General features: G+C 74.9%; 14 protein-coding genes. 8 read left to right on the top strand and 6 right to left on the bottom strand.

From position 1 onward, the window contains the following. Positions 1 to 45 precede the first annotated feature (45 nt). From ACQEVS_RS27210 to ACQEVS_RS27185, 6 genes are all read right to left on the bottom strand, one after another. Entirely contained in the window at positions 46 to 1,881 is a 1,836-nt protein-coding gene (locus tag ACQEVS_RS27210) for an ABC transporter ATP-binding protein (protein WP_433024457.1), read from the bottom strand. After that, positions 1,878 to 3,578, bottom strand: coding sequence for an ABC transporter transmembrane domain-containing protein (locus ACQEVS_RS27205; protein WP_433024455.1), 1,701 nt, complete (start codon positions 3,576 to 3,578; stop codon positions 1,878 to 1,880). Before ACQEVS_RS27205 ends, ACQEVS_RS27210 begins: the two co-directional genes overlap by 4 nt. Next, complete coding sequence (locus ACQEVS_RS27200; RefSeq protein ID WP_433024453.1) at positions 3,575 to 5,092, bottom strand: AMP-binding protein; 1,518 nt, start codon at positions 5,090 to 5,092, stop codon at positions 3,575 to 3,577. The genes ACQEVS_RS27205 and ACQEVS_RS27200 overlap by 4 nt, the downstream gene beginning before the upstream one ends. Positions 5,093 to 5,129: 37 nt before the next feature. Further along, complete coding sequence (locus ACQEVS_RS27195) at positions 5,130 to 6,830, bottom strand: condensation domain-containing protein (protein WP_433024451.1); 1,701 nt, start codon at positions 6,828 to 6,830, stop codon at positions 5,130 to 5,132. After that, positions 6,827 to 8,560, bottom strand: coding sequence for a carbamoyltransferase family protein (locus ACQEVS_RS27190; RefSeq protein ID WP_433024449.1), 1,734 nt, complete (start codon positions 8,558 to 8,560; stop codon positions 6,827 to 6,829). The genes ACQEVS_RS27195 and ACQEVS_RS27190 overlap by 4 nt, the downstream gene beginning before the upstream one ends. Before the next feature lie 70 nt (positions 8,561 to 8,630). Further along, the gene (locus tag ACQEVS_RS27185) at positions 8,631 to 9,137 is read right to left on the bottom strand and encodes an XRE family transcriptional regulator (RefSeq protein WP_433024447.1); all 507 of its coding nucleotides are present in this window, start codon (positions 9,135 to 9,137) and stop codon (positions 8,631 to 8,633) included. Between the two features lie 410 nt (positions 9,138 to 9,547). On the opposite strand from ACQEVS_RS27185, the gene ACQEVS_RS27180 reads away from it, so the two are divergent. From ACQEVS_RS27180 to ACQEVS_RS27145, 8 genes are all read left to right on the top strand, one after another. Next, positions 9,548 to 10,939, top strand: a complete 1,392-nt coding sequence (locus tag ACQEVS_RS27180) for a KamA family radical SAM protein (protein ID WP_433024445.1) — start codon at positions 9,548 to 9,550, stop codon at positions 10,937 to 10,939. A gap of 54 nt (positions 10,940 to 10,993) precedes the next feature. Further along, the gene (gene vioD / locus ACQEVS_RS27175) at positions 10,994 to 12,118 is read left to right on the top strand and encodes a capreomycidine synthase (RefSeq protein ID WP_433024443.1); all 1,125 of its coding nucleotides are present in this window, start codon (positions 10,994 to 10,996) and stop codon (positions 12,116 to 12,118) included. Positions 12,119 to 12,123: 5 nt separating this feature from the next. Next, positions 12,124 to 14,094 carry an amino acid adenylation domain-containing protein gene (locus ACQEVS_RS27170; protein ID WP_433024441.1) on the top strand — a complete coding sequence of 657 codons (1,971 nt, stop codon included), beginning with the start codon at positions 12,124 to 12,126 and terminating at the stop codon, positions 14,092 to 14,094. After that, positions 14,052 to 15,086, top strand: coding sequence for an arginine beta-hydroxylase, Fe(II)/alpha-ketoglutarate-dependent (gene vioC / locus ACQEVS_RS27165; RefSeq protein ID WP_433024439.1), 1,035 nt, complete (start codon positions 14,052 to 14,054; stop codon positions 15,084 to 15,086). The genes ACQEVS_RS27170 and vioC overlap by 43 nt, the downstream gene beginning before the upstream one ends. A gap of 6 nt (positions 15,087 to 15,092) precedes the next feature. After that, positions 15,093 to 15,827, top strand: coding sequence for a hypothetical protein (locus ACQEVS_RS27160; protein WP_433024437.1), 735 nt, complete (start codon positions 15,093 to 15,095; stop codon positions 15,825 to 15,827). A gap of 73 nt (positions 15,828 to 15,900) precedes the next feature. Then, entirely contained in the window at positions 15,901 to 17,922 is a 2,022-nt protein-coding gene (locus ACQEVS_RS27155) for an NAD-dependent epimerase/dehydratase family protein (protein ID WP_433024435.1), read from the top strand. Continuing rightward, positions 17,919 to 18,623, top strand: coding sequence for a PIG-L deacetylase family protein (locus tag ACQEVS_RS27150; RefSeq protein WP_433024433.1), 705 nt, complete (start codon positions 17,919 to 17,921; stop codon positions 18,621 to 18,623). The genes ACQEVS_RS27155 and ACQEVS_RS27150 overlap by 4 nt, the downstream gene beginning before the upstream one ends. Then, complete coding sequence (locus tag ACQEVS_RS27145) at positions 18,616 to 19,848, top strand: ATP-grasp domain-containing protein (RefSeq protein ID WP_433024431.1); 1,233 nt, start codon at positions 18,616 to 18,618, stop codon at positions 19,846 to 19,848. Before ACQEVS_RS27150 ends, ACQEVS_RS27145 begins: the two co-directional genes overlap by 8 nt. Positions 19,849 to 19,910 lie beyond the last annotated feature (62 nt).

The following is a 19,910-nucleotide window of genomic DNA, read 5'->3' as shown; positions in this document are numbered from 1 at the left end:
GGAAGTCACATCGCCGGGGTCTGCCCGGCATGCGGCTGCCCCCGTCTACCGCGCTGCCTCCCAGGAGCGCCACAGCGCCGCGTACGCGCCGTCGGCGGACAGGAGTTCCTCGTGGCTGCCCAGTTCGACGATCCGGCCGTGGTCCATCACCGCGATGCGGTCGGCGTCCCGGACGGAGTCCAGGCGGTGGACGATCGAGATGACCGTGCGGCCCTCGATCAGGGCGGCCAGCGAACGCTCCACGCGGCGGGAGGCCGTGGAGTCCAGCAGTGCCGTGGCCTCGTCCAGGACCAGCGCGTGCGGGTCGGACAACAGGAGCCGGGCCAGGGCCAGTTGCTGGGCGGCCGACGGGGAGACCGGGGCGGCGCCCGGGCCGATCTCGCTGTCCAGGCCGGCGGGGAGCGTACGGGCCCAGTCCGCCAGGAGGACGGTCTCCAGCGCCTCCCACAGCCGTTCGTCCGCCGGGGCGTGCGCGCCGTCGGCGTCGTCGAGCGCCAGCGTGAGGTTGTCCCGCACGGTGCCGGTGAACACGTGCTGCTCCTGCGTCACGAGCACGATCTCGCGCCGGAGCTGTTCCACCGGCAGGTCGGTGACCTCCGCGCCGCCGATGCGCACGCTGCCCCGAGTGGGGTGGTGCACGCCGGCCAGCAGTTTGCCGAGGGTGGACTTGCCCGCGCCGGAGGCGCCGACCACCACCAGGCGCTCGCCGGAGGCGATGTCGAGGTCGATGCCGGAGAGGACCTCGCGGCCGGGCCCGTAGCCGAAGCCGACTCCTTCGAGCCGGATCGCGTGGCCCTCGGTGGGGGCCGGCGGCCGCGGTTCCTCGCGCGGCAGCCGGTTCACGCCCAGGATCCGGCGCAGCGCGGCGTTGCCGATCTGGAGTTCGTCGGTCCAGGTCAGCAGGTCGTTGAGGGGTTCGCCGAGGGCCTGTACGTAGAGCACCACGGCGGTCAGCTCGCCGAGCCCGACCGCGCCCCGCTGGTAGGCGAGTCCGCCGATCAGCAGGGTCAGCGCCATCGGGACCATGGTGGCGAGGTCCAGGCTGGGGAACCAGATGGTCTGGAGCCATGTGGTGCGCTGCCGGGTGCGTACGACCGCGTCGACGGCCGCGCCGTGGCGCCGGCTCTGGCGGGGGCCGAGCCCGAGGGCCTCGACGGTGGCGGCGCCGCGGGCGGTCTCCAGCGTGACGGCCAGGACGTCGGCCTCCTGGGCGAGCAGCCGCTCGTACGCGCGGGTCGCGCGCGGCCGGTACCACCAGGTGGACAGGACCGCGAACGGCACACCGGCCAGCAGGCCGAGTGCGAGCAGGGGTGAGGTCAGCAGGATCGCCGCGAAGGTGAACACCAGGGTGACGGCGGCCAGGGCGATGCGCGGCACGGCCTGCCGGATGCTCTCGTTGAGCCGGTCGGCGTCGTTGGTGGCGCGGCTGAGCAGGTCGCCGGTGCCGACGCTCTCCACCTCCGACAGCGGCAGTCCGAGGACGCGGCGGACGAAGTTCTCGCGGGTGCGGGCCAGGACGCGTTCGCCGAGCAGGGTGGCCTGGGTGCGGGCCGCGCGGGCGAGGAGCGCGTGGACGACGAGGATGCCGACGAAGGCCAGGGCGAGCAGGTCGACCCGGCCCGTGGTGGTGCCGGCCTTGACGGACTCGACCAGGTGACCCAGCAGGCGGGGGCCGGTGAGGCCGGCCACGAGGGCGGCGGCGAACAGCCCGAAGGTGAGGGTCAGCCGGGGTGCGTCGGCACGGACGAACTCGCCGATCCAGGCGCGGGCCGCGGCCCGGTCGGCGAGGGGCAGGCGCCCGGGGGCGCCCGGCGGGCCGGTGGGCGCGGGGGCCGGGGCGGCGGCCTCGGGGGCGGGAGCCTGGGGGGACGTCGTCGTCATGAGGGCACTCCAGCGGAGCGGTCGGGGCCGCCGGGGAGGGGGACCGGGTCGAGGACGGCCTCGCGGTCGGCGACGCCGCGCCACAGCGGGCTGTCACTGAACACGACGGTGGTCCGGCCCGCCCGCAGCGCGGCCACCCGCTCGACCACGCGGGCCTCGGTGTGGGCGTCGACGGAGGCGGTCGGGTCCTCCAGCACCAGGACGTCGGGGTCCGCGAGCAGGGCCCGGGCCAGCACGAGGCGTTGGCGCTGGCCGCCGGACAGGGCCCGGCCGCCCTCGTCCATGGGGGTGTCCAGCCCGTGGGGCAGGGCCTCGGCCACGTCGGCGGCGTCGGCGGCGAACAGCGCGCGGTCCACCGCCTCCGGGGACCGGTCGGTCCCGGCGGTCAGTTCCTCCCGGACCGTGCCGCTGAACAGGGTGTCGGCGGGGCCCGAGCGGAGCAGCCGGGAGCGCAGCTCGGTGAGGTCGGCCCGGTCCAGCGGGACGCCGCCGAGGAGGACGGCCGAGGTGCCGCCGGACGCGGTGGGCACGCCGGGACGGCCGAGCCGGTCGGCGAGGTCCGTGGTGCGGTCGGCGGGGCAGGCGATGACGGTGAGCAGCCCGGCTTCGGCGGTGACGCCGGTCTCCGGGTCGGCCAGGGAGAGCGGCCCGGCCGGCAGCGGCTCGGGGTGGGCCGGCTGGGCGGCCTCGGGGGTGAGGCGCAGCAGGGTGCAGACCCGGCCGGCGGCCACCTTGGCCAGGCTCAGCGTCTCCGCGGCCTCGGTGGCGGTGCTCACCGGCAGGGTGAGGAAGGCGGAGGCGCCGTAGAACGCGACCAGTTCGCCGACGGTGATGGTGCCGTTCAGGGCGAGGCGGGCGCCCAGCCAGAGGATGCCGACGGTGACGAGGCCGGGCAGGAGGACGCCCGCCGCCTGGAGCCACGCCTCCATCCGGCCGGCCGACACACCGGCGCGGCGCACCTCCTGGCTGGTGCGGCGGAACCGCTCGGCGAAGACGGCCTCACCGCCGATGCCGCGCAGGATGCGCAGGCCGGCGACGATGTCCCCGGCCTGGGAGGTGGCGTTGCCCATCTGCTCGCGCTGTTCCTCGTCGCGCTCCTGCAGCGGCCGCAGCAGGGGGCCGATGCCGAGGACGGCGGCGGGCACGCCGATGAGGACGGCGAGCCCGAGCACGGGCGAGGTGGTGGTGAGGGCCACGGCCACGAGGATCGCGGCGATCACCGCGCCGACGGTGCGGCCGACGACCTCGAAGGCGTTGCCGATGCTCTCGACGTCGCCGGCGGCCGAGGCGACCACGTCGCCGGAGCGCGCCTTGCCCCGCAGGGTGGCGCCGAGCCGGACGATCTGCCGCATCAGCACCCGGTGGGTGTACGACAGGGCGTGCGCCTCGGCGCCGACGGCGGCCTGGATGAGGCCGGAACCGGCCAGCGCCTGGACGATGCCGAGACCGAGCGCGAGCAGTGCCCACAGGTAGAGGCCGGTGTGGCCGGCGCTCCGGCCGGCCTCGTCGACGGCCCGCCCGATGACGAGCGGGACCAGGGCGAGCGGCACCATCCAGACGATGCCGAGCAGGGCGCTCAGCACCAGCGGCCAGGGCCGGATCCGCACCAGCCACCACAGGTAGGCCCAGGGGCCCCGGGCATCGGCCTCGGGGACGACGGCGGGGGCCGCCGAGGCGTCGAAGAGTCGGTTGGTCACAGGTACCGGTCCCGGGTGGCGTCGCGGTCGACCTTGCCGGTGCGGGTGTGCTCCAGCTCGGGGACGACGAGGATGCGGTCGGGGACCATGTGGTCGGGGAGGCCGGCCCGTAGGCGGGCGCGCAGCGCGTCCGGACCGGCGGGTTCCGCGTCCTCGCCGGTGCCGGTGCCGTCGGCCCCGCGGACCACGAAGGCGACCAGCGCGGTGTGCTCGCCCTTCTCGTGCGCGGCGGCGGCGACCGCCGCGACGCCGGGGAGCCGGCCGAGTGCCTCCTCGACGTCCACCAGGTCCACCCGGTGGCCGCGGATCTTGACCTGGTGGTCGATGCGGCCGTGGAAGACGAGGGAACCGTCGGCGGCCTCGTGGACGAGGTCGCCGGTGCGGTACCAGCGGGTGGTGCCGCCGCCGAGGTCGGCCTCGACGAAGCGGGCGGCGGTGCGGGCGGGGTCGTCGAGGTAGCCGGTGGCGAGCTGGGGGCCGGCGACGCACAGTTCGCCGGGTTCGCCGGGCGCGTCCGGGCGGGGCACCACGGCCTGCCGGACGGAGGGCAGCGGGCGGCCGATCGGGACGCCTTCGGGGAAGGAGGCCGGGGCGCCGGGGCCGGCGAGGAGGGCGCTGTGGGTGACGAGGGCGGTCTCGGTGGACCCGTAGGTGTTGAGCAGCCGGACGTGCCCGGCGCCGAGCCGGTGCCAGCGCTCCAGCATGTCCGGGCGGACGGCCTCGCCGCCGATGACGACGGTCTCCAGGGCGGCGGGGAGCGCGCGGCCGGTCTCCAGCAGATGGCCGGTGTAGATGTGCCAGTAGTCCACGGGCAGGTTGAGGAGGGTGACCTCGTGGTCGGTGAGGACGCGGTCGAGGTCCGCCTCGGCGTCCTCCTCCACGACGACGAGCCCGCCGGCCAGGAGGGTGGGCAGGATCTCCTCCAGGCTGGTGTCGCCCTCGGCGCGGTGGAAGTTGAGGGCCACGGTGTCCGGGCCGGTCCCGTACCGCTCGCGCAGCGCGGGCAGGACGGCGTGCAGCGCGCCGTGCGGGATCGCGGCGGCCTTGGGGGCGCCGGTCGAGCCCGAGGTGAAGAGCACGTAGGCGGGGTCCTCGGCGCGGACCGGCGCGCCGGTCTCCCGCACGGGGGTGCGCGGGTGGCCCCAGTAAGGGCGCAGGACACGGTCCACGGCGGGCGGCTCGCCGGTCTCGGCGGTGGCGATCAGCTCCCGGCAGCCGAGGGCGCGCAGGGCGCGGTCCGCGCTGTCCCCAGGGCCGTCGGGCACCGGTACGTAGCCGCGGCCGGCGGCGAGCGTGCCGAGGATCGCGGCGATGTCCCGGGCGCTGTGGTGGACGACGATGCCCACGGGCGGGTGCGGCCCGGGGGCCCGGGTCGCGAGGAGGTCGGCCACGGCCCCTGCCCAGGTGGCCAGCCGGCCGTACCCGACGGTCATTCCGTTGTCGACGACCGCGGGCCGGCCGGGGTCCGTGCGGGCGATGGCGAAGAAGGGGTCGAGCACGCTGGGCAGGGTCATGGCAGGCGTCTTCTCTGTCCGTCCGTGAGGCGTTCGGCTACGGGGCGGTGGGCGCCGCCGCGTCGAGGAGCGCGGTGAGCGCGGCCCGGTGCCGGGCGGCGAGGTCGCGTACGGTCGCCTCCTCGTGCAGGGCGGTGGAGTACCACCACTCGACGCGCAGGACCCCGTCGTCGGTGGTGGCGATCACCTCGACGAGGTGCGGACGCACCCAGTGCGGGGCGGTGATGTCGCCGACCGGTTCCGGCGCCAGGTCCGGCAGGAGGGCGCCCAGCGGCAGGGCGTCCACGTCGTCGCCCTCGAAGTCGAAGGAGACGTCGCTGGGCGGGGCGGCGCGCAGCGCGGCCGAGATCCTCGGCCGGCCGTGGCGGGCGAGCGCGCCGTGGCCGACTCCCCCGCCGGGCAGGGCGGCGAGGTGTCCGACGGTGCGGGCGAGCCGTTCGGCCGGGGTGCCGGGGGTGAGGTCCAGGCGGACCGGGACCGTGGTGGTGAACCAGCCGGTGGTGCGGGCGAGATGGCTGTCGCCGACGGCCTCCTCCCGGCCGTGCCGCAGGATGTCCACCCGGACCGCCGGCTCGTCGAGCAGGCCGGCCAGCGTCTCGCCCAGGGCGTGCAGGACCAGGTCTCCGGGGTGGGCGCGGTGCGCGCGGGCCGCCGTGTGGAGGCGCGCGGTGAGTTCCCGCGGGAACTCCTCGGTGTGGGTGGCGGCGGTGGCGGCCGTGTTCACGGCCCGCGGGTCCTCGACGGGGTGGTCCGGCGGGAGGGTGGCCGGGGTGCGGGCCACCTCCGTCCACCACTCGGCTTCCGCCTCGGCCTCGGGGGTGCGGGCGTGGGCGGCCAGGGCCTCGGCCCACCGCGGGTACGGGGTGCCCTCGCCGCACCACGCGTCGTCGCGGCCGGATTCGAGCGCCGTGTACAGCTCCTCCAGGTCCTCCAGGAGGACGGACCACGACACCATGTCGAACGCGAGCTGGTGGACGGCGATCAGCAGCCGGCCCGGGCGGGCCGGACCCGCGTCGAACCGGACGAACCGGGCCACGCGGCCGGCCCGCGGGTCGAGGGAGCGCTGCTCGATCGCACAGCGCAGGGTGACCGCGGCCGGCAGTTCGGCGTCGGCGAGTTCGGAGATGTCCACGATGTCGAGCACGTCCCCGAGGACCTCGGCGGGGGGGCCGTCGGCGGCGATGGCCTCGGCCGTCTGCCGGGGCCGCCGGGCCGGACGGGCCTCGACGGCCAGCCGCAGCGAGGCGTGGCCGGCGACCAGGCGCCGGACGGCCTCGGCGAACAGGTCCGGGTCGATGCCGGGCCGGGTGGTGAACAGCATGGCCTGGTTCCAGTGGCCGCGGTCACCGGTCTGCTCCTCCCATGCCTGTTCCTGGGAGGGGGTGAGCACGACCGGGCCGTGGCCCGTTCCGGGTGGGGCGGCGTCGGCGGAGCGGCGCCGGGCGGCCCGCTCGGCCACCAGCCCGGCCAGCCGGTCGGTGGTCGTCTCCGGGGCGAACAGCTCCCGCAGTCCCAGCCGGACGCCGAAGGCGGCCTCGATCCGGCGGGTGAGGCGGATGAGGTCGAGGGAGTCCACGCCGAGGTCGCGCAGCGGGGCCGTGGGGTCCGCCTCCGGGACGAGCACCGCCTCGGCGAGCCATGCCGCCAGTCGCGCCCGGATCTCGTCGACGGCCGGGGCGGCCGGGCCGGGGCCCGGGTCCGCGGCGGGGCCGGGACCCGGGTGGACGGGGGCGGTCACGCGCCGGCCTCCCCGAGGGAGCCGGAGGGGCGGCGCACCAGGAACGGGCCGAGGGCCAGGGCGTCCATGGGCAGCCGGTGGAAGGTGGCGAGGGCGTCGCGGGGGCTGCACACGACCGGCTCGTCACGGCCGTTGAAGGAGGTGTTGAGGACGACCGCGGTACCGGTGTGCTCGCCCACCTCGCCGATGAGCCGGTGGTAGAGGGGGTCGACGGCGGCGGAGACGGTCTGCGGCCGGGTGGTGCGGTCGCTGTGCACCACGGCCGGCATGGCCTCGGCACCGGTCTCGGTGACCGGGGTGGTGACGATCATGTACGGCAGCGGGGTGGCGGTGCCGATCAGGGCCTCGGCCGCCTCCTCCTGCATGCTCGGGGCGAACGGCCGCCACGCCTCGCGGTCCTTGATGCGGACGTTGACCCGGTCGCGGGTGCTCTCCGGGGCGGGTACGGCCACCATGCTGCGGTGGCCCAGGGCGCGGGGGCCGCCCTCGGCCCGGCCCTGGAACCAGCCGGCGACCCCGCCGCCGGCCAGGATCCCGGCGGTCGCGGCGGCGATGTCCGCGGGCTCGGTGTAGGCGGTGCCGGAGGCGTCCAGGACGCGGCGGATCTCGTCCGGCGACCACTGGGGGCCCCAGGCCACCGAGCCCTCCATGGGCCGGATCCGGTCGCCCTCCCGGGACGCGACCCAGACCGCCGCGCCGAGGGAGACGCCCTGGTCGCCCGCGAGGGGCTGGACGAAGAGGTCGCCGACCTCCGGCATGCGCATGAGCTTGCCGTTGAGGGTGGCGTTGAAGCCGACACCGCCCGCGACGAGCAGCGTGGTCTCGCCGGTCTCCCGGAGCAGACCGCGGACCAGGCCCATGACCGCGCGTTCCAGGGCCGCCTGGGCGGTGGCCGCGAGGTCGCGGTACTCGAAGGGGTCGCGGTCGGTGACCCTGGTGAAGCGGCCGGTGCGGGGGTCGAAGCGGCGGCGGGAGCGGTTGGGGGTGTCCGGGACGGCCTTCTCCAGGTGCTCCAGCCAGTGCCGGATGGTGGCGGTCTCCTCGTCGGTGGTGCCGACGGAGCGCAGGTCCGGCGGGACCGCGCCGACGGTGAAGTCCTCGTCGGTGAAGCCGAGGGCGCCGCCGAAGGTGATGTCGCCGGGCGTGCCGTAGGAGGCGAGGCCCATCATCTTGCCGGCGGCGTCGGCGCCGAGGCCCGCGTACTCGCAGACGGCGGCGTAGAAGTAGCCCAGCGACCAGCCGGGGGTGTGTGCGCGCAGGGTCTTGATCTCTCCGTCGACGCCGACGGCGAGGGTGGTGCTCTCGTTCTCGCCCTGCCCGTCCAGGACGAGGATCGCTCCCCGGTCCCGCCCGGAGAGGTGGTAGGCGCTGGCGGCGTGGGCGATGTGGTGGTCGACGAAGGTCAGCCGGGGGTCCTTGGAGCGCGGGAAGAGCGCCTTGGGCAGCAGGTGTTCCAGGGCGTCGGCGTCGGTGGCGAACCAGTCCAGGCCGCGGTCCCCGAAGAGCCTGGGCAGGTCCCACCCGTGGGCGACGACGTCGATGTCGTCCAGGGTGAGACCGCCCTCCGCGAGGCAGTGGGCAGCGGCGTTGAGGGGCGCTTCGCCGTAGGCGTGCTTGTTGCGGGTGAAGCGTTCCTCCTCGGCCAGGGCGACGACTTCGCCGTCCACGACGAGGCAGGCGGCACCGTCGTGGCTGGCCCCGGGCCAGCCGTTGACTCCGAGCACACGCATGGTCAGTCCCCAAAGGTCGGTCGGGATCTTCCGGTTACGCCCCGGGGCCCGTGGGCACGCGGCGTACCGGTCACACCAACCGATCTTGTCGGCCAGGGGAGTTGTACACGACCTGTGCGGTTGTACGGAGATCCGCGGCAAAGATCGCGGATGCGGCCTTGAGGACCTCGTTCGCGTGCCGCAGCTGCTCCACCTCGCTGCGCAGCTCGCGGAGTTCGGCCCGTTCGTCGGCGGTCAGTCCGCCCGGGACCTCGCGGTCGGCGGTCCTGGCGTCGTCACGGGCCGGGCGGCGGCCCCGCGTCTCCCGTGCCTCCAGTTCGCGGGTGACACGGTGCCAGCGCCGCGCCCACAGGTCGGGGTCACCGCCACAGGCGGTCACATAGGCGAGAGTCACTTTCAACGAGGGTTTGTGCAGTCCCCGGGCGGCCTCGGAGAGCGTGGCCACCGAGTAGTGGGCGGTTTTCGCCATCGTGCGGTAGGAGGGATTCCCTGCTTGTCTCCGTAGAGCGCGCAGGTCGTGGGCGAAGGCTTCCAGCGGTCCGGCTGCTGGGTCCAGTAACCGCTCTGGCCTGGGCATGTTTCCCCCTCGTCATCGATTGTCTCGCCGAAGCACACATCTCGTAGCCGTACAACCGGGGTCGGCGGCGGCGGTCCGTCGGCATGGGCAGCCGGAGGTGGCCGCCGGGGCCGGAGAAGTCCCGCACCGGAATCTCCCGGCCATTGGTACATGCCGCAATCACATTGATCAACCGATCAACCGATGAATCCGGCCATCCGCCGGTTCCGCCCTTCCGGGCCGGCCCGCCGTCGGCTCACCCACCCCAACGCCCGTCCGTCCGCTTCCGTTTCCCGTCGTGCGCCAGGTTTTGTACAGGACCACACCTGCCGTGCACCCCGTACAACCTCCCCTCGTGTACAACCCCGGCGCTCTGCAAGATCAGTTGCTGTCAGGTGACGGCCGAATCCGACGGGAACGGGAGACGGTTGGTGGACACAGCACGCAGTCAGACCGACGCGGCAGCGCTGGAGGGCGTCTACGAGTACCGCGACCGTCCGCTCGTGGAACCGGACTGGCGGCGCCTCCCCGGGTGGCGTGACGTCACCGAGGCCCAGTGGGCCGACCCCCAGTGGCAGCGCGCGAACTGTGTGAAGGACGCCAAGGGGCTGCGCGCGGTCATGGGCGACCTCCTCGACGAGGAGTTCTACGAGGACTGGGAGCAGGACCGGCTGCACCGCGCCACCATGTCGGTGCTGCTGCCACCCCAGATGATCAACACGATGGCCCCGGGGGCGGAAGCCCCCGGCCCGGGAGGACTCACCAAGGCGTTCTACGACGACCCGGTGCGCCGCTACATGCTGCCGGTCTTCTCCGACCGGCACCCGCGGTGGCCCTCACACCCCATGGCCAGTCGTGACTCCCTGCACGAGCAGGACATGTGGGTGGTGGAGGGGCTGACCCACCGCTACCCCACGAAGGTGCTGGCGGAGCTGCTGTCGACGTGCCCCCAGTACTGCGGGCACTGCACCCGGATGGACCTGGTGGGCAACTCCACGCCGCAGGTCGTCAAGAACAGGCTCCGGCTCAAGCCGGCCGACCGGGCCGACCGCATCCTGGAACACCTGCGCAACTCCCCCGGCATCCGGGACGTGGTGGTCTCCGGCGGCGACCTCGCCAACCTGCCCTGGCCGCGGCTGGAAAGGTTCGTCGGCGGCCTGCTGGAGATCGATTCGATCCGGGACATCCGGCTGGCGAGCAAGGGCCTGATCGGGCTGCCCCAATACTGGCGGTCCGGCCCGGTGCTGGAGGGCGTCGCCCGGCTCGCCGCGACCGCCCGGTCCCGCGGGGTGCGGATCGCCCTGCACACCCACGCCAACGCCGCCCAGCAGGTGACGCCCGCGGTGGCGGACGCGGCCTGGGCGCTGCTGGGCGCGGGCCTGCACGACGTACGCAACCAGGGCGTGCTCATGCGCGGGGTCAACGACAGCGCGCACGACCTGCTCGACCTGTGCTTCGCGCTCACCGACCACGCCGGGATCACGCCGTACTACTTCTACATGTGCGACATGATCCCCAACGCCGAGCACTGGCGCCTGCCCCTGCACCGGGCCCAGCTGATCCAGCGTCAGATCATGGGCTACCTGCCCGGTTTCGCCACCCCCCGCATCGTGTGCGACGTGCCGATGGCCGGCAAGCGCTGGGTCGACCAGGCCGACTCCTACGACCGCGAGCTCGGCATCTCCCACTGGAGCAAGAGCTACCTCACCCCGCTGGAGGCGGCGGACCCGGACGCCCACAGCGGCTCGTACCACTACTACGACCCCATCGACACGCTCCCGCTCGCCGGGCAGCGGTGGTGGCGGGACACCCCTCAGGGATAGAAGGGACCGTGCACAGCCATGAGCAGTCTCCGTCCGCGGCGTGAAGACCCTCCGGTGCTCGAGGAGTGGTACCGCCGGCATCTGGGCCCCGACATCCACGACATCAGCTCCAGCGGCGTCCACCCGTATTCCTTCGCCGAGATCCGCGACCTGTGCGGCATCGCGGCCGAGGACCTCGACGCGATCGTCATGGATGACAGCGTCTCCCAGGGCGGAGCGGGCATCCGGCAGGCGATAGCCGACCGTTACGCGGGGGGCGACGCCGACCGGGTGCTGGTCACCCACGGCTCCAGCGAGGCCATCGCGCTCACGCTGGGCACCCTGCTGCGGGGCGGCGACCGGGTGGTCGTCCAGGAGGGCATCTACCACTCCCTGGGCCACTACCCGCGGGCGGCGGGCTGCGAGGTCGCCGAACTGCCGGCGACCGCCGTGCGCGACGGGGAGATCGACCCCGACGTGCTGACGGCCCTGGTCACCCCGGGGACGACCGCCGTGATCGTCAACTTCCCGCACAACCCCTCCGGCGTCACGCTCTCCCCCCAGGGCCTCAAGGAGCTGACCGAGCGGACGGCGGCCGCCGGGGCCGCCCTCGTCTGGGACGCCGCCACCGCCGAGATCGCCCACCGCTGGGACGTGCTCCCGGACCCCGGCGGCGACGGCGGCGACACGGTGTCCTACGGCACCTTCTCCAAGACCTTCGGCCTGCCCGGGCTCCGGGTGGGCTGGGCCATCGCGCCGCCGGAGCTGCTCACGGCCGTCTTCCCGCTGCGCGACCGCACCACGCTCTTCCTCTCCCCGCTGGTGGAACTGATCGCCGAGCGGGCGATGCGCAACGCCGACGTGCTGATCGCCCGGCGGGCCGCCGAGGCGCGGCGCAACCTCGCGCACCTCACGGAGTGGATGGCCCGGCACGAGGACCTCGTGCGCTGGACCCCGCCGGAGGGCGGCGTGTGCGCGCTGCCCGTCTTCCGTGAGCTGGAGGAGACGGCGGCCGGGCCGGAGGCGGTGGAACGGCTCTGCCTGGAGCTGCTCTCCCGGCACCGCACCCTGCTGGTGCCGGGCACGGCCTTCGGCGCGCCGCACGGCGCCCGGCTCGGCTTCGGCGGCCCGGAGGAGAGCTTCCGGGCCGGTCTCGCCGGGCTGTCGGATTTCCTGCGCGCCCGTGGGGCCGCCCGGTGACCGCCATGACCGAACCCGACGTGCTCGACCTGTGGGACCACTCCGTCCGCGCCCACACCGAGGCCCCCGCGCTGGTGACCCCGGGCCGGGTGCTGACCTACGGGGACGTGGACCGCCTGACCGACGCCTGGGCAAACTCCCTGACCGGACGCGGCGCGGGCCCGGAGCGGTTGGTGGGCCTCGCGTTCCCCGACGCCGGCCGCACGGTGCTGGGCATGCTCGCGGTGCTGAAGGCCGGGGCCGGGTTCACCGTCCTCGACGACCGGCTGCCCGCCGCGGCGCGGGCCGCGCTGGTGCGCCGCACCGGGGCGGCGGTGTGGCTCGGTGACGGCCGCCACGCCCCCGAGGGGGCGTACGTGCCGGACGGCACCGCGGACACCGGCCCCACCGCTCCCCCGCCCCGGGCCGGGGCCGGCGCCATGGCGTACGTGCTGTTCACCTCCGGATCCACCGGGCAGCCCAAGGGCACGGTCGTCGAGCGGGACGCGCTGCGCCGGTTCGCGGCCGCCGTCGCCGAACGGCTGGAGCTGACGGCCGCGGACCGCTGGCTGCAGGTGGCCTCGCTGGGCTTCGACGTCCTCGTCGAGGAGGTCTTCCCCGCCCTCGCCGCCGGGGCGGCCGTGGTCTGCCGGCCGGACACCCGGGCGCTGGACGCCGAGGAGCTGCACGCCACGATGGCCCGCACCGGGACCACCATCGTGGAACTGTCCACGCAGTACTGGCTGGAGTACGCCCGCTGGCTCGACGCCGGCGGCCTGACCACCCCGGAGAGCCTGCGCACGGTGGTGGTCGGCGGCGAGCGGATGGACCCGCGGCCCTACCGCGCGTGGCAGGACCGTCAGCCGGCCCGGCTCGCCCACGTCTACGGGCTGACCGAGTGCACCGTCAGCTCGACCTTCTACACCGGGCTGCTGTCGGCCGACGCCCGGGAGGTCCCGCTGGGCACTCCGCTGCGGGACGTGGAGATCAGCGTCCGGCGCGACGGGCGGCCCGTGCCGGACGGCGAGACCGGTGAGATCCACATCGGCGGGCCGCTGCTGGCCCGCGGCTTCCTCGACGACGAGGCCGCCACCGCCCGCCGGTTCGTCGCCGACCCGTCGGCCACCGCCCCCGGGGCGCGCGTGTACGTGACCGGTGACCTGGGACGGATCGACGCCGACGGGCAGTTGGTCTTCCTCGGCCGGGTCGACGACCAGGTGAAGATCCGCGGCCACCGCCTGGAGCCGGCCCGGGTCGAGCGCGCGCTGTGCGAGGACCCGTCGGTCGGCCAGGCCGTCGTCTTCCCGGACCCGGAGACCGGCACCGTGCTGTGGGCGTTCACCGTCCCGGCCGACCCCCGGTACGCCCCGCCGCCCGGCGAGGCGGTCCGCCTGACCGGCGCGGAACGGGCCGCGCTGGTGGCGCCCCTGGAGGCCCGGCTGCCCGACTGGGCCGTACCCCGGGTGCTCCACCGGGTGGCCGTGCTGCCGAAGAACCCGCACGGGAAGATCGACAAGCGCCTGCTGGCCACCTGGGCGGCGGCCACGGCACGGGCGGAACCGGCCGGAGCGCCGGAAACCGCCCCGGAGGGGCACCCGGACGAGCCACTGCACACCGTGCTGGGCCTGTTCCGCGAGGTCCTGCGCGCACCGGCGCTCGGCCCCGACGACGACTTCTTCGACCACGGCGGGCAGTCCCTGCTCGCCATGCGCCTGCTCGCGCGACTGCGCGAGTCCTTCCCCGCCGCCGAGGGGCTGCGGGCGAGCGCCCTGTTCACCCGTCCGACCCCCGGCTGCTGGCCGAGGCGCTCGCGCGGAGCGCGGCCGCCCGGCCCTGACACCACCGTCGCGCACCCCCCGGGCACGACGTCACCCCGCACCACCCGAGGGCCCGCGGTCCCGGCTCCGGCCGACCGCGGGCAGCAATCAGCCCCGACCACTCAGCGAGAGTTGGCATGTCGAACCTCACCGACCCTTCCCCGTACGGCTACACCCTGACGCCCGAGGAGGCCGCCGCGACCGCGGCGCTCGGCCTCGAACTGGCCGACACCTACCCGTCCTTCGACGACCCCGTGCTGCTGCGGGACCTCCCGGGGCTGGCGGCCCGGCTGCCGCTGGGCGTGCAGCACTTCCTGCGCGAGTTCAAGCTGGCCGACCGCCGCGGCCACGCGGTGATCCACGGGCACGACTTCGACCAGCGGCGCATCGGCCCCACCCCCGCCCACTGGCGCGGCCGCACCCGGCCCGGCCCGGAGTTCCCCGAGGAGCTCCTGCTGATGCTGTACTCCGCGCTGCTCGGCGAGCCCTTCGGCTGGACCACCCAGCAGGACGGCCACCTCGTGCATGACATCTTCCCGATCCGCAAGCACGAGAACGACCAGCTGGGGATGGGCAGCAAGGAGCTGCTGACCTGGCACACCGAGGACGCCTTCCACCCCCACCGCAGCGACTACCTGATCCTCGGCGCGCTGCGCAACCCCGACCACGTGCCCACCACGGTCGGCGAGCTGGACCTGTCCTCGCTGTCCGCCGAGGACGTCGACATCCTCTTCGAGCCGCGCTTCCACATCGCGCCGGACGAGTCCCACCTCCCGAAGAACAACACGATCGCCTCCGAGGAGGAGGCGGCCCGGTTCGCCACCATCCAGCGGATGATCGACGAGCGACCGCTCGGCCCGCTGCTCTACGGCTCGCGGACGGACCCCTACATGCGCCTCGACCCGTACTTCACCTCCGTGCCCGAGGACGACCCCGACGCCCGGCGCGCGTACGACGCGCTGTTCAAGGTGGTGGACGCCGGGATGCGGGAGGTCGTCGCGGACCAGGGCGACGTCCTGTTCATCGACAACCACCGGGCGGTGCACGGCCGGCTGCCGTTCAAGGCCCGCTACGACGGCACGGACCGCTGGCTCAAGCGGGTGTGCGTCACGACCGACCTGCGGCGTTCCCGTGAGATGCGGGCCACCGCCGAGACCCGGCTGCTGGGCTGAGCGCCGGTGGCCCTCGCGCTCACCGACCTGTCCCGGGACCCTTGGCTGCTGCCCGAGGTCGACGCCCTGATCGGTGCCAACATGCCCGAGTTCATGAGCTGGGAATCCCCCGGCAACTGGCGCTGGCACGGCATGTACGACCGCTACCCCGCCCACCAGTTGTGCCTGGTGGACGAAGGCGGGCGGCTGGTGGCGGCGGCCAACGGGCTGCCGGTCCGGTGGGACGGCACCCCCGCGTCCCTGCCGTCCGGCAGTGACGAGGTGCTGGTGGAGGCCGTGGACAACGGCCCGCCGGACCGGCCGGACGCCCTGTGCATGCTGTCGGTGTCCGTCGACGCCGGGCACCGGGCGGCCGGCCATGCCGAACGGCTGCTGACCGAGGCCCGGCGTCTGGCCGCCGAGCAGTGCCCCCGCGGCGTCGTCATCCCGGTGCGCCCCACCCGCAAGCCCCGCTACCCGCTGATCCCGATCGAGGAGTACGCCGCCTGGCGCCGCTCCGACGGCCGGTGCTTCGACCCGTGGCTGCGCACGCATCTGGACCTGGGCGCGCGGCAGTTGGGCATCGCCCGCCGGTCCCTGGTGATCCGTCAGCCGGTCGCCCGCTGGGAAGGGGTCCTCGGCCATCCGCTGCCCGGCCCGGGCGACTATCCCCTGCCCGGGGCCCTGGTGCCGCTGAGCGTCGCCGAGGACGGCCACGGGACGTACACCGAGCCCAACGTCTGGGTCCACCACGCACCGTGAGCGGGCCGCGTGCCACCGCGCGCGGCCCACTCCCCCACAACCACCCCCGTCCTCTCATCCCCTGGAGAAACCCATGCCTCCCGTGCGCCTCGCCATCGTCGGGTGCGGTGCCGCCGCCCGCGGCTGCCACCTGCCCGCCCTGCCCCCGCTCAAGGGCGACGTGCGGCTCACCGCGCTCGTCGACCGCGACCCCGCCCAGGCCCGGGCCGCCCTCGACCTGTACCGGGAACTCGGCGGCACCGGCGCCGACGAGGTGGTGATCGCCACCGACCCGGCCGAAGCCGCCGACGCCTTCGACGCCGCCGTGGTCGTCGTCCCGCACACCCTGCACGCACAGACCGTCGAGCCGCTGCTCGCGGCCGGCAAGCACGTGCTGCTGGAGAAGCCGATGACCACCTCGGTCGAGGACGCGCGCCGCCTGGCCGCCCTCGCCGCCGACCCCTCCAAGCCGCTCCTGGCGATGGCCCACCCGCGCCGGCTCTTCCCCGCCTACGCCTGGGTCAAGCGGCTCATCGAGGGCGGCGAGCTCGGCGAGGTCGTGCGCGTGGACTGGTCGGAGGGCCACCCGTACGCCTGGGAGCCCGTCTCCTGGTCGATGTTCGACCGGCGGCTCGCCGGCGGCGGCGTGCTCACGGACACCGCCTCGCACGTCTTCGACACGCTGCTGTGGTGGCTGGGCCCCGACGTGTCGGTCGTCCGCTACGAGGACGACTCCCTGGGCGGTGTGGAGACCGACGCGACCGCCCACCTCCGCTTCGGCCCGGTCGACGCGCACTGCTCCTTCAGCCGGGTGCGCGACCTCGGCATCTCCTGCACGGTGACGGGCACCCGGGCGACCGTCACCATCGGCACCGACTTCCCGGCCGGGGAGTGCACCCTGATCACCGCGGACGGCGTGGAGCTGCACCGCGGCGACGTGGAGGCGGTGGCCCCGGCCCAGGGCGAGTGGGAGCTGCTCTTCACCGAGCAGCTCGCCAACTTCGCGGCCGCCGTCCGCGGCACCGCCACCGTCCACTCCGGTCCGGAGGACGGCGTCCGTGTCGTGGAGCTGATCCGGGAGTGCTACGGCCACACCGCCCCCGAGCGGGCGGTCCAGCCGTGGACCACGCGCGGCACCGACGGCCTGCCCGCGCTCGCCGGCCGCACCGTCGCGGTCACCGGCGCGAGCGGGTTCATCGGCGGCCGGCTCGTCGAGCGGCTGATCCTGGGGACCGAGGCCGGCGTCCGGCCGGTGGTCCGCGGCTTCGGCCGGGTCGCGCGGCTGTCCGTACTCCCCCAGGACCGGCTGGAGTTCCGCCGGGGCGACCTGCTCGACGCGGACGCGCTGCGGGCGGCCTTCGAGGGCTGCGACACCGTCGTGCACTGCGCCTTCGGCAGCGCCGGCGAGGAGGCCGACCGCTGGGCGGCCTCCGTCGAGGGCACCGCCAACGTCCTGGCCGCCGCCCGCGCCGCCGGCGTCCGGCGCGTGGTGCACCTGAGCACCGTCGACGTCTACGACCCGGCCGTCGGCGGCGAGTTGACCGAGGAGTCGCCGGCCCGCCCGGCCGACCCCGCCGACCGCGAGTACGAGCAGCAGAAGCTGGCCGCGGAGAAGCTGGTGCTCGACGCCGACGGCGACGGCCTGGAGACCGTCGTGATCCAGCCGGGCGTCGTCTACGGACCGTGGGGCGGCCAGTGGACCACGGCTCAACTGCGGCGCCCGGAGAGCGACTTCGCCGCGCTGCCGACGGGCGGGGGCGGCGGCGTGTGCAACGCCGTGTACGTCGACGACCTGGCGGACGCGGTGCTCCTGGCCGCCGGGACCGGGCAGGCCGCCGGCGAGCGCTTCCTCGTCGGCCACGACGAGGCACTCGGCTGGGGCGCGTTCTTCGACGCGATCCGCTCCCTGCGCGGCATCGGCGAGGTCACGGCCGGGCCCGGCGCGGAGCCGGTGCCGGACTGGGAGCTGGAGCTGTACCGCTCGACCGCCCGCGCCCGCTACGACAAGGCCCGGAAGGTGCTCGGTTTCACCGCGCGCACCCCCTTCGCGGAGGGCATCGCGGTGACCGGGCAGTGGGCCGGCTGGGCGCGGCAGGCGCCGGAGGCCCGCGCATGACCGGGGTCACCGATGTGCTGGTGGTCGCGCCGCACCCCGACGACGACGTCATCGGCTGCGGCGGTTCCCTCGCGAAACACGTCCGCGCGGGCGCCCGGGTGACGGTGGTCATCGTCATCGGACGGGAGCGCAGCGCCCTCGACGACGCGGTCACCGACGCCGAGTTCGCCGCCGAGACCGAGGCCGCCGCGAAGACGCTGGGCGTGCACCGCTGCGTCCGCTTCGACGAGCCCTCCCGGGACTTCACGCTCTCCCGCCGGGTCCACCTGGACCTCGTACGGGTACTGCGTGAGGTGCGGCCGCAGGTGGTCTACCTGCCCCACGACAACGACGACGACGTCGAGCACCGCATGGTGCACCAACTGACCACCGAGGCCCTCTGGATGGCGCAGTCGGAGTTCTTCCAGGAGGCGGGCGGTCCGCCGATGCCCGCACCGCGGCTGGTGCTCGGGTACGAGGTGTGGGCGCCGATGGCCCGGTTCCAGTACGCCGAGGACATCGACGAGCAGATCGAGACCAAGGTCGAGGCGATGCGCGCGTACGTCTCCCAGTTGCGGCACGCCGCCTGGGACGAGGGCATCCGGGGGCTGGCCCGTTACCGGGGCGCGGTGACCTCGGGCTCGGGCCACGCGGAGGTGTTCCAGGTGCTGAGCCTGCGCCCCGCGCCGGCCTCCGGCGGGCCGGGAGCCGGCCGTGACTGACCGGCTCCTGGTCTGCGGGCTCGGCTCCGGCATGGACCGTTCGCTGGCCGAACTGCACTCGTCCCGCGTGGAGTTGGTGGTGGTCACCGACACGCCCACCGAGCGTGCGCGGGCGGCCGCGGACGTCCTGCTGGTCTGCGATCCGGGCGATGCCGGGGCGGTCCTCGCGGAGCTGGCGGCGGCCGGCATCGACCGGTTGGACGGGGTGTTCTCGCTGGGCGCGGACAACCCGCCGGTGATCAGCGCGCTCGCGCACCGGTTCGGCTGCCCCGGCCTGCCCGTGGAGACGGCGCTCGACTGCACGCTCAAGGACCGGCGGCTCGCGATCCTGGGCGAGGCGGGGCTGGACCTGCCCCGCTTCGCGACCGCCGGGACGGTCGAGGAGGCCGTGCGGGCGGTCGCCGTGACCGGTCTGCCGGCCGTGATCAAACCCAGCGACCAGACCGGGTCGCTCGGCGTGATGAAGGTGGAGTCGGCCGAGCAGGTGCCCGGGGTCGCCGCCGAGGCACTGCGGCTCAGCCCCGGCGGCCGGATCGTCGTCGAGGAGTTCCTGCGGGGCACCGAGCACACGCTGGCGGCCTTCATGGCCGACGGTGAGCTGCACCGGTTCGGGTTCGCCGACCGGGAGTACGGGCGCAAGGAGGAGTTCGCCCCGTACTTCTTCGAGGGCGGCGACACCCTGCCCAGCCGGCTCTCCGCGGAGCGGATCGAGGAGGTCACCGACGTCGTACGGCGCGGGGCGCGGGCCCTGCGCCTGGACCCGGCGGTGATCAACACCGACATCCTGTGCACGCACGACGGCCGGGTGGTGCTGCTGGAGATCACCTGCCGGATCACCGGCGCCCGGATCGCCACCGAGGTGATGCGGCTGGCCACCGGGGTGGACCCGCTGCCCAACGTGGTCCGGCTGGCACTCGGCCGGCCCCTGGACCTCACCGAGCTGCAGCCGGTGCGCGACCGCGCGGTGGTCCAGCGGTTCCTCCCGGCGAACGGCGGGGTCGTGGAGTGGGCCGGCGACCCGCGCGACGCCGCCCGCCGGGCCGGGGTGCACGACGTGTTCTGGGGCATGGAGCTGGCGCCCGGCACGGTGGTGCCGCCGTACCGCGGCGGGGCCGACGTCCTGGCGGGGGTGATCGCCTACGCGGAGGAGCCCGACGAGGCGGAGGCGATCGCCGAGCGCACCCTGCGCGCGCTGCCGCTGCGGTTCAAGGCCGCGACCGGATGACGGCCCCGCGGACGCCACGGGCCGGCGGCCCGCGCGGAGCCCGCACATCGCACGGAGACAAC

The sequence above is a fragment of the Streptomyces sp. CA-181903 genome (assembly GCF_050937075.1).
Lineage (GTDB): Bacteria > Actinomycetota > Actinomycetes > Streptomycetales > Streptomycetaceae > Streptomyces.
The sequence above is the reverse complement of the archived record's forward strand: the minus strand, read 5'-3'. Positions and strand labels throughout refer to the sequence as shown.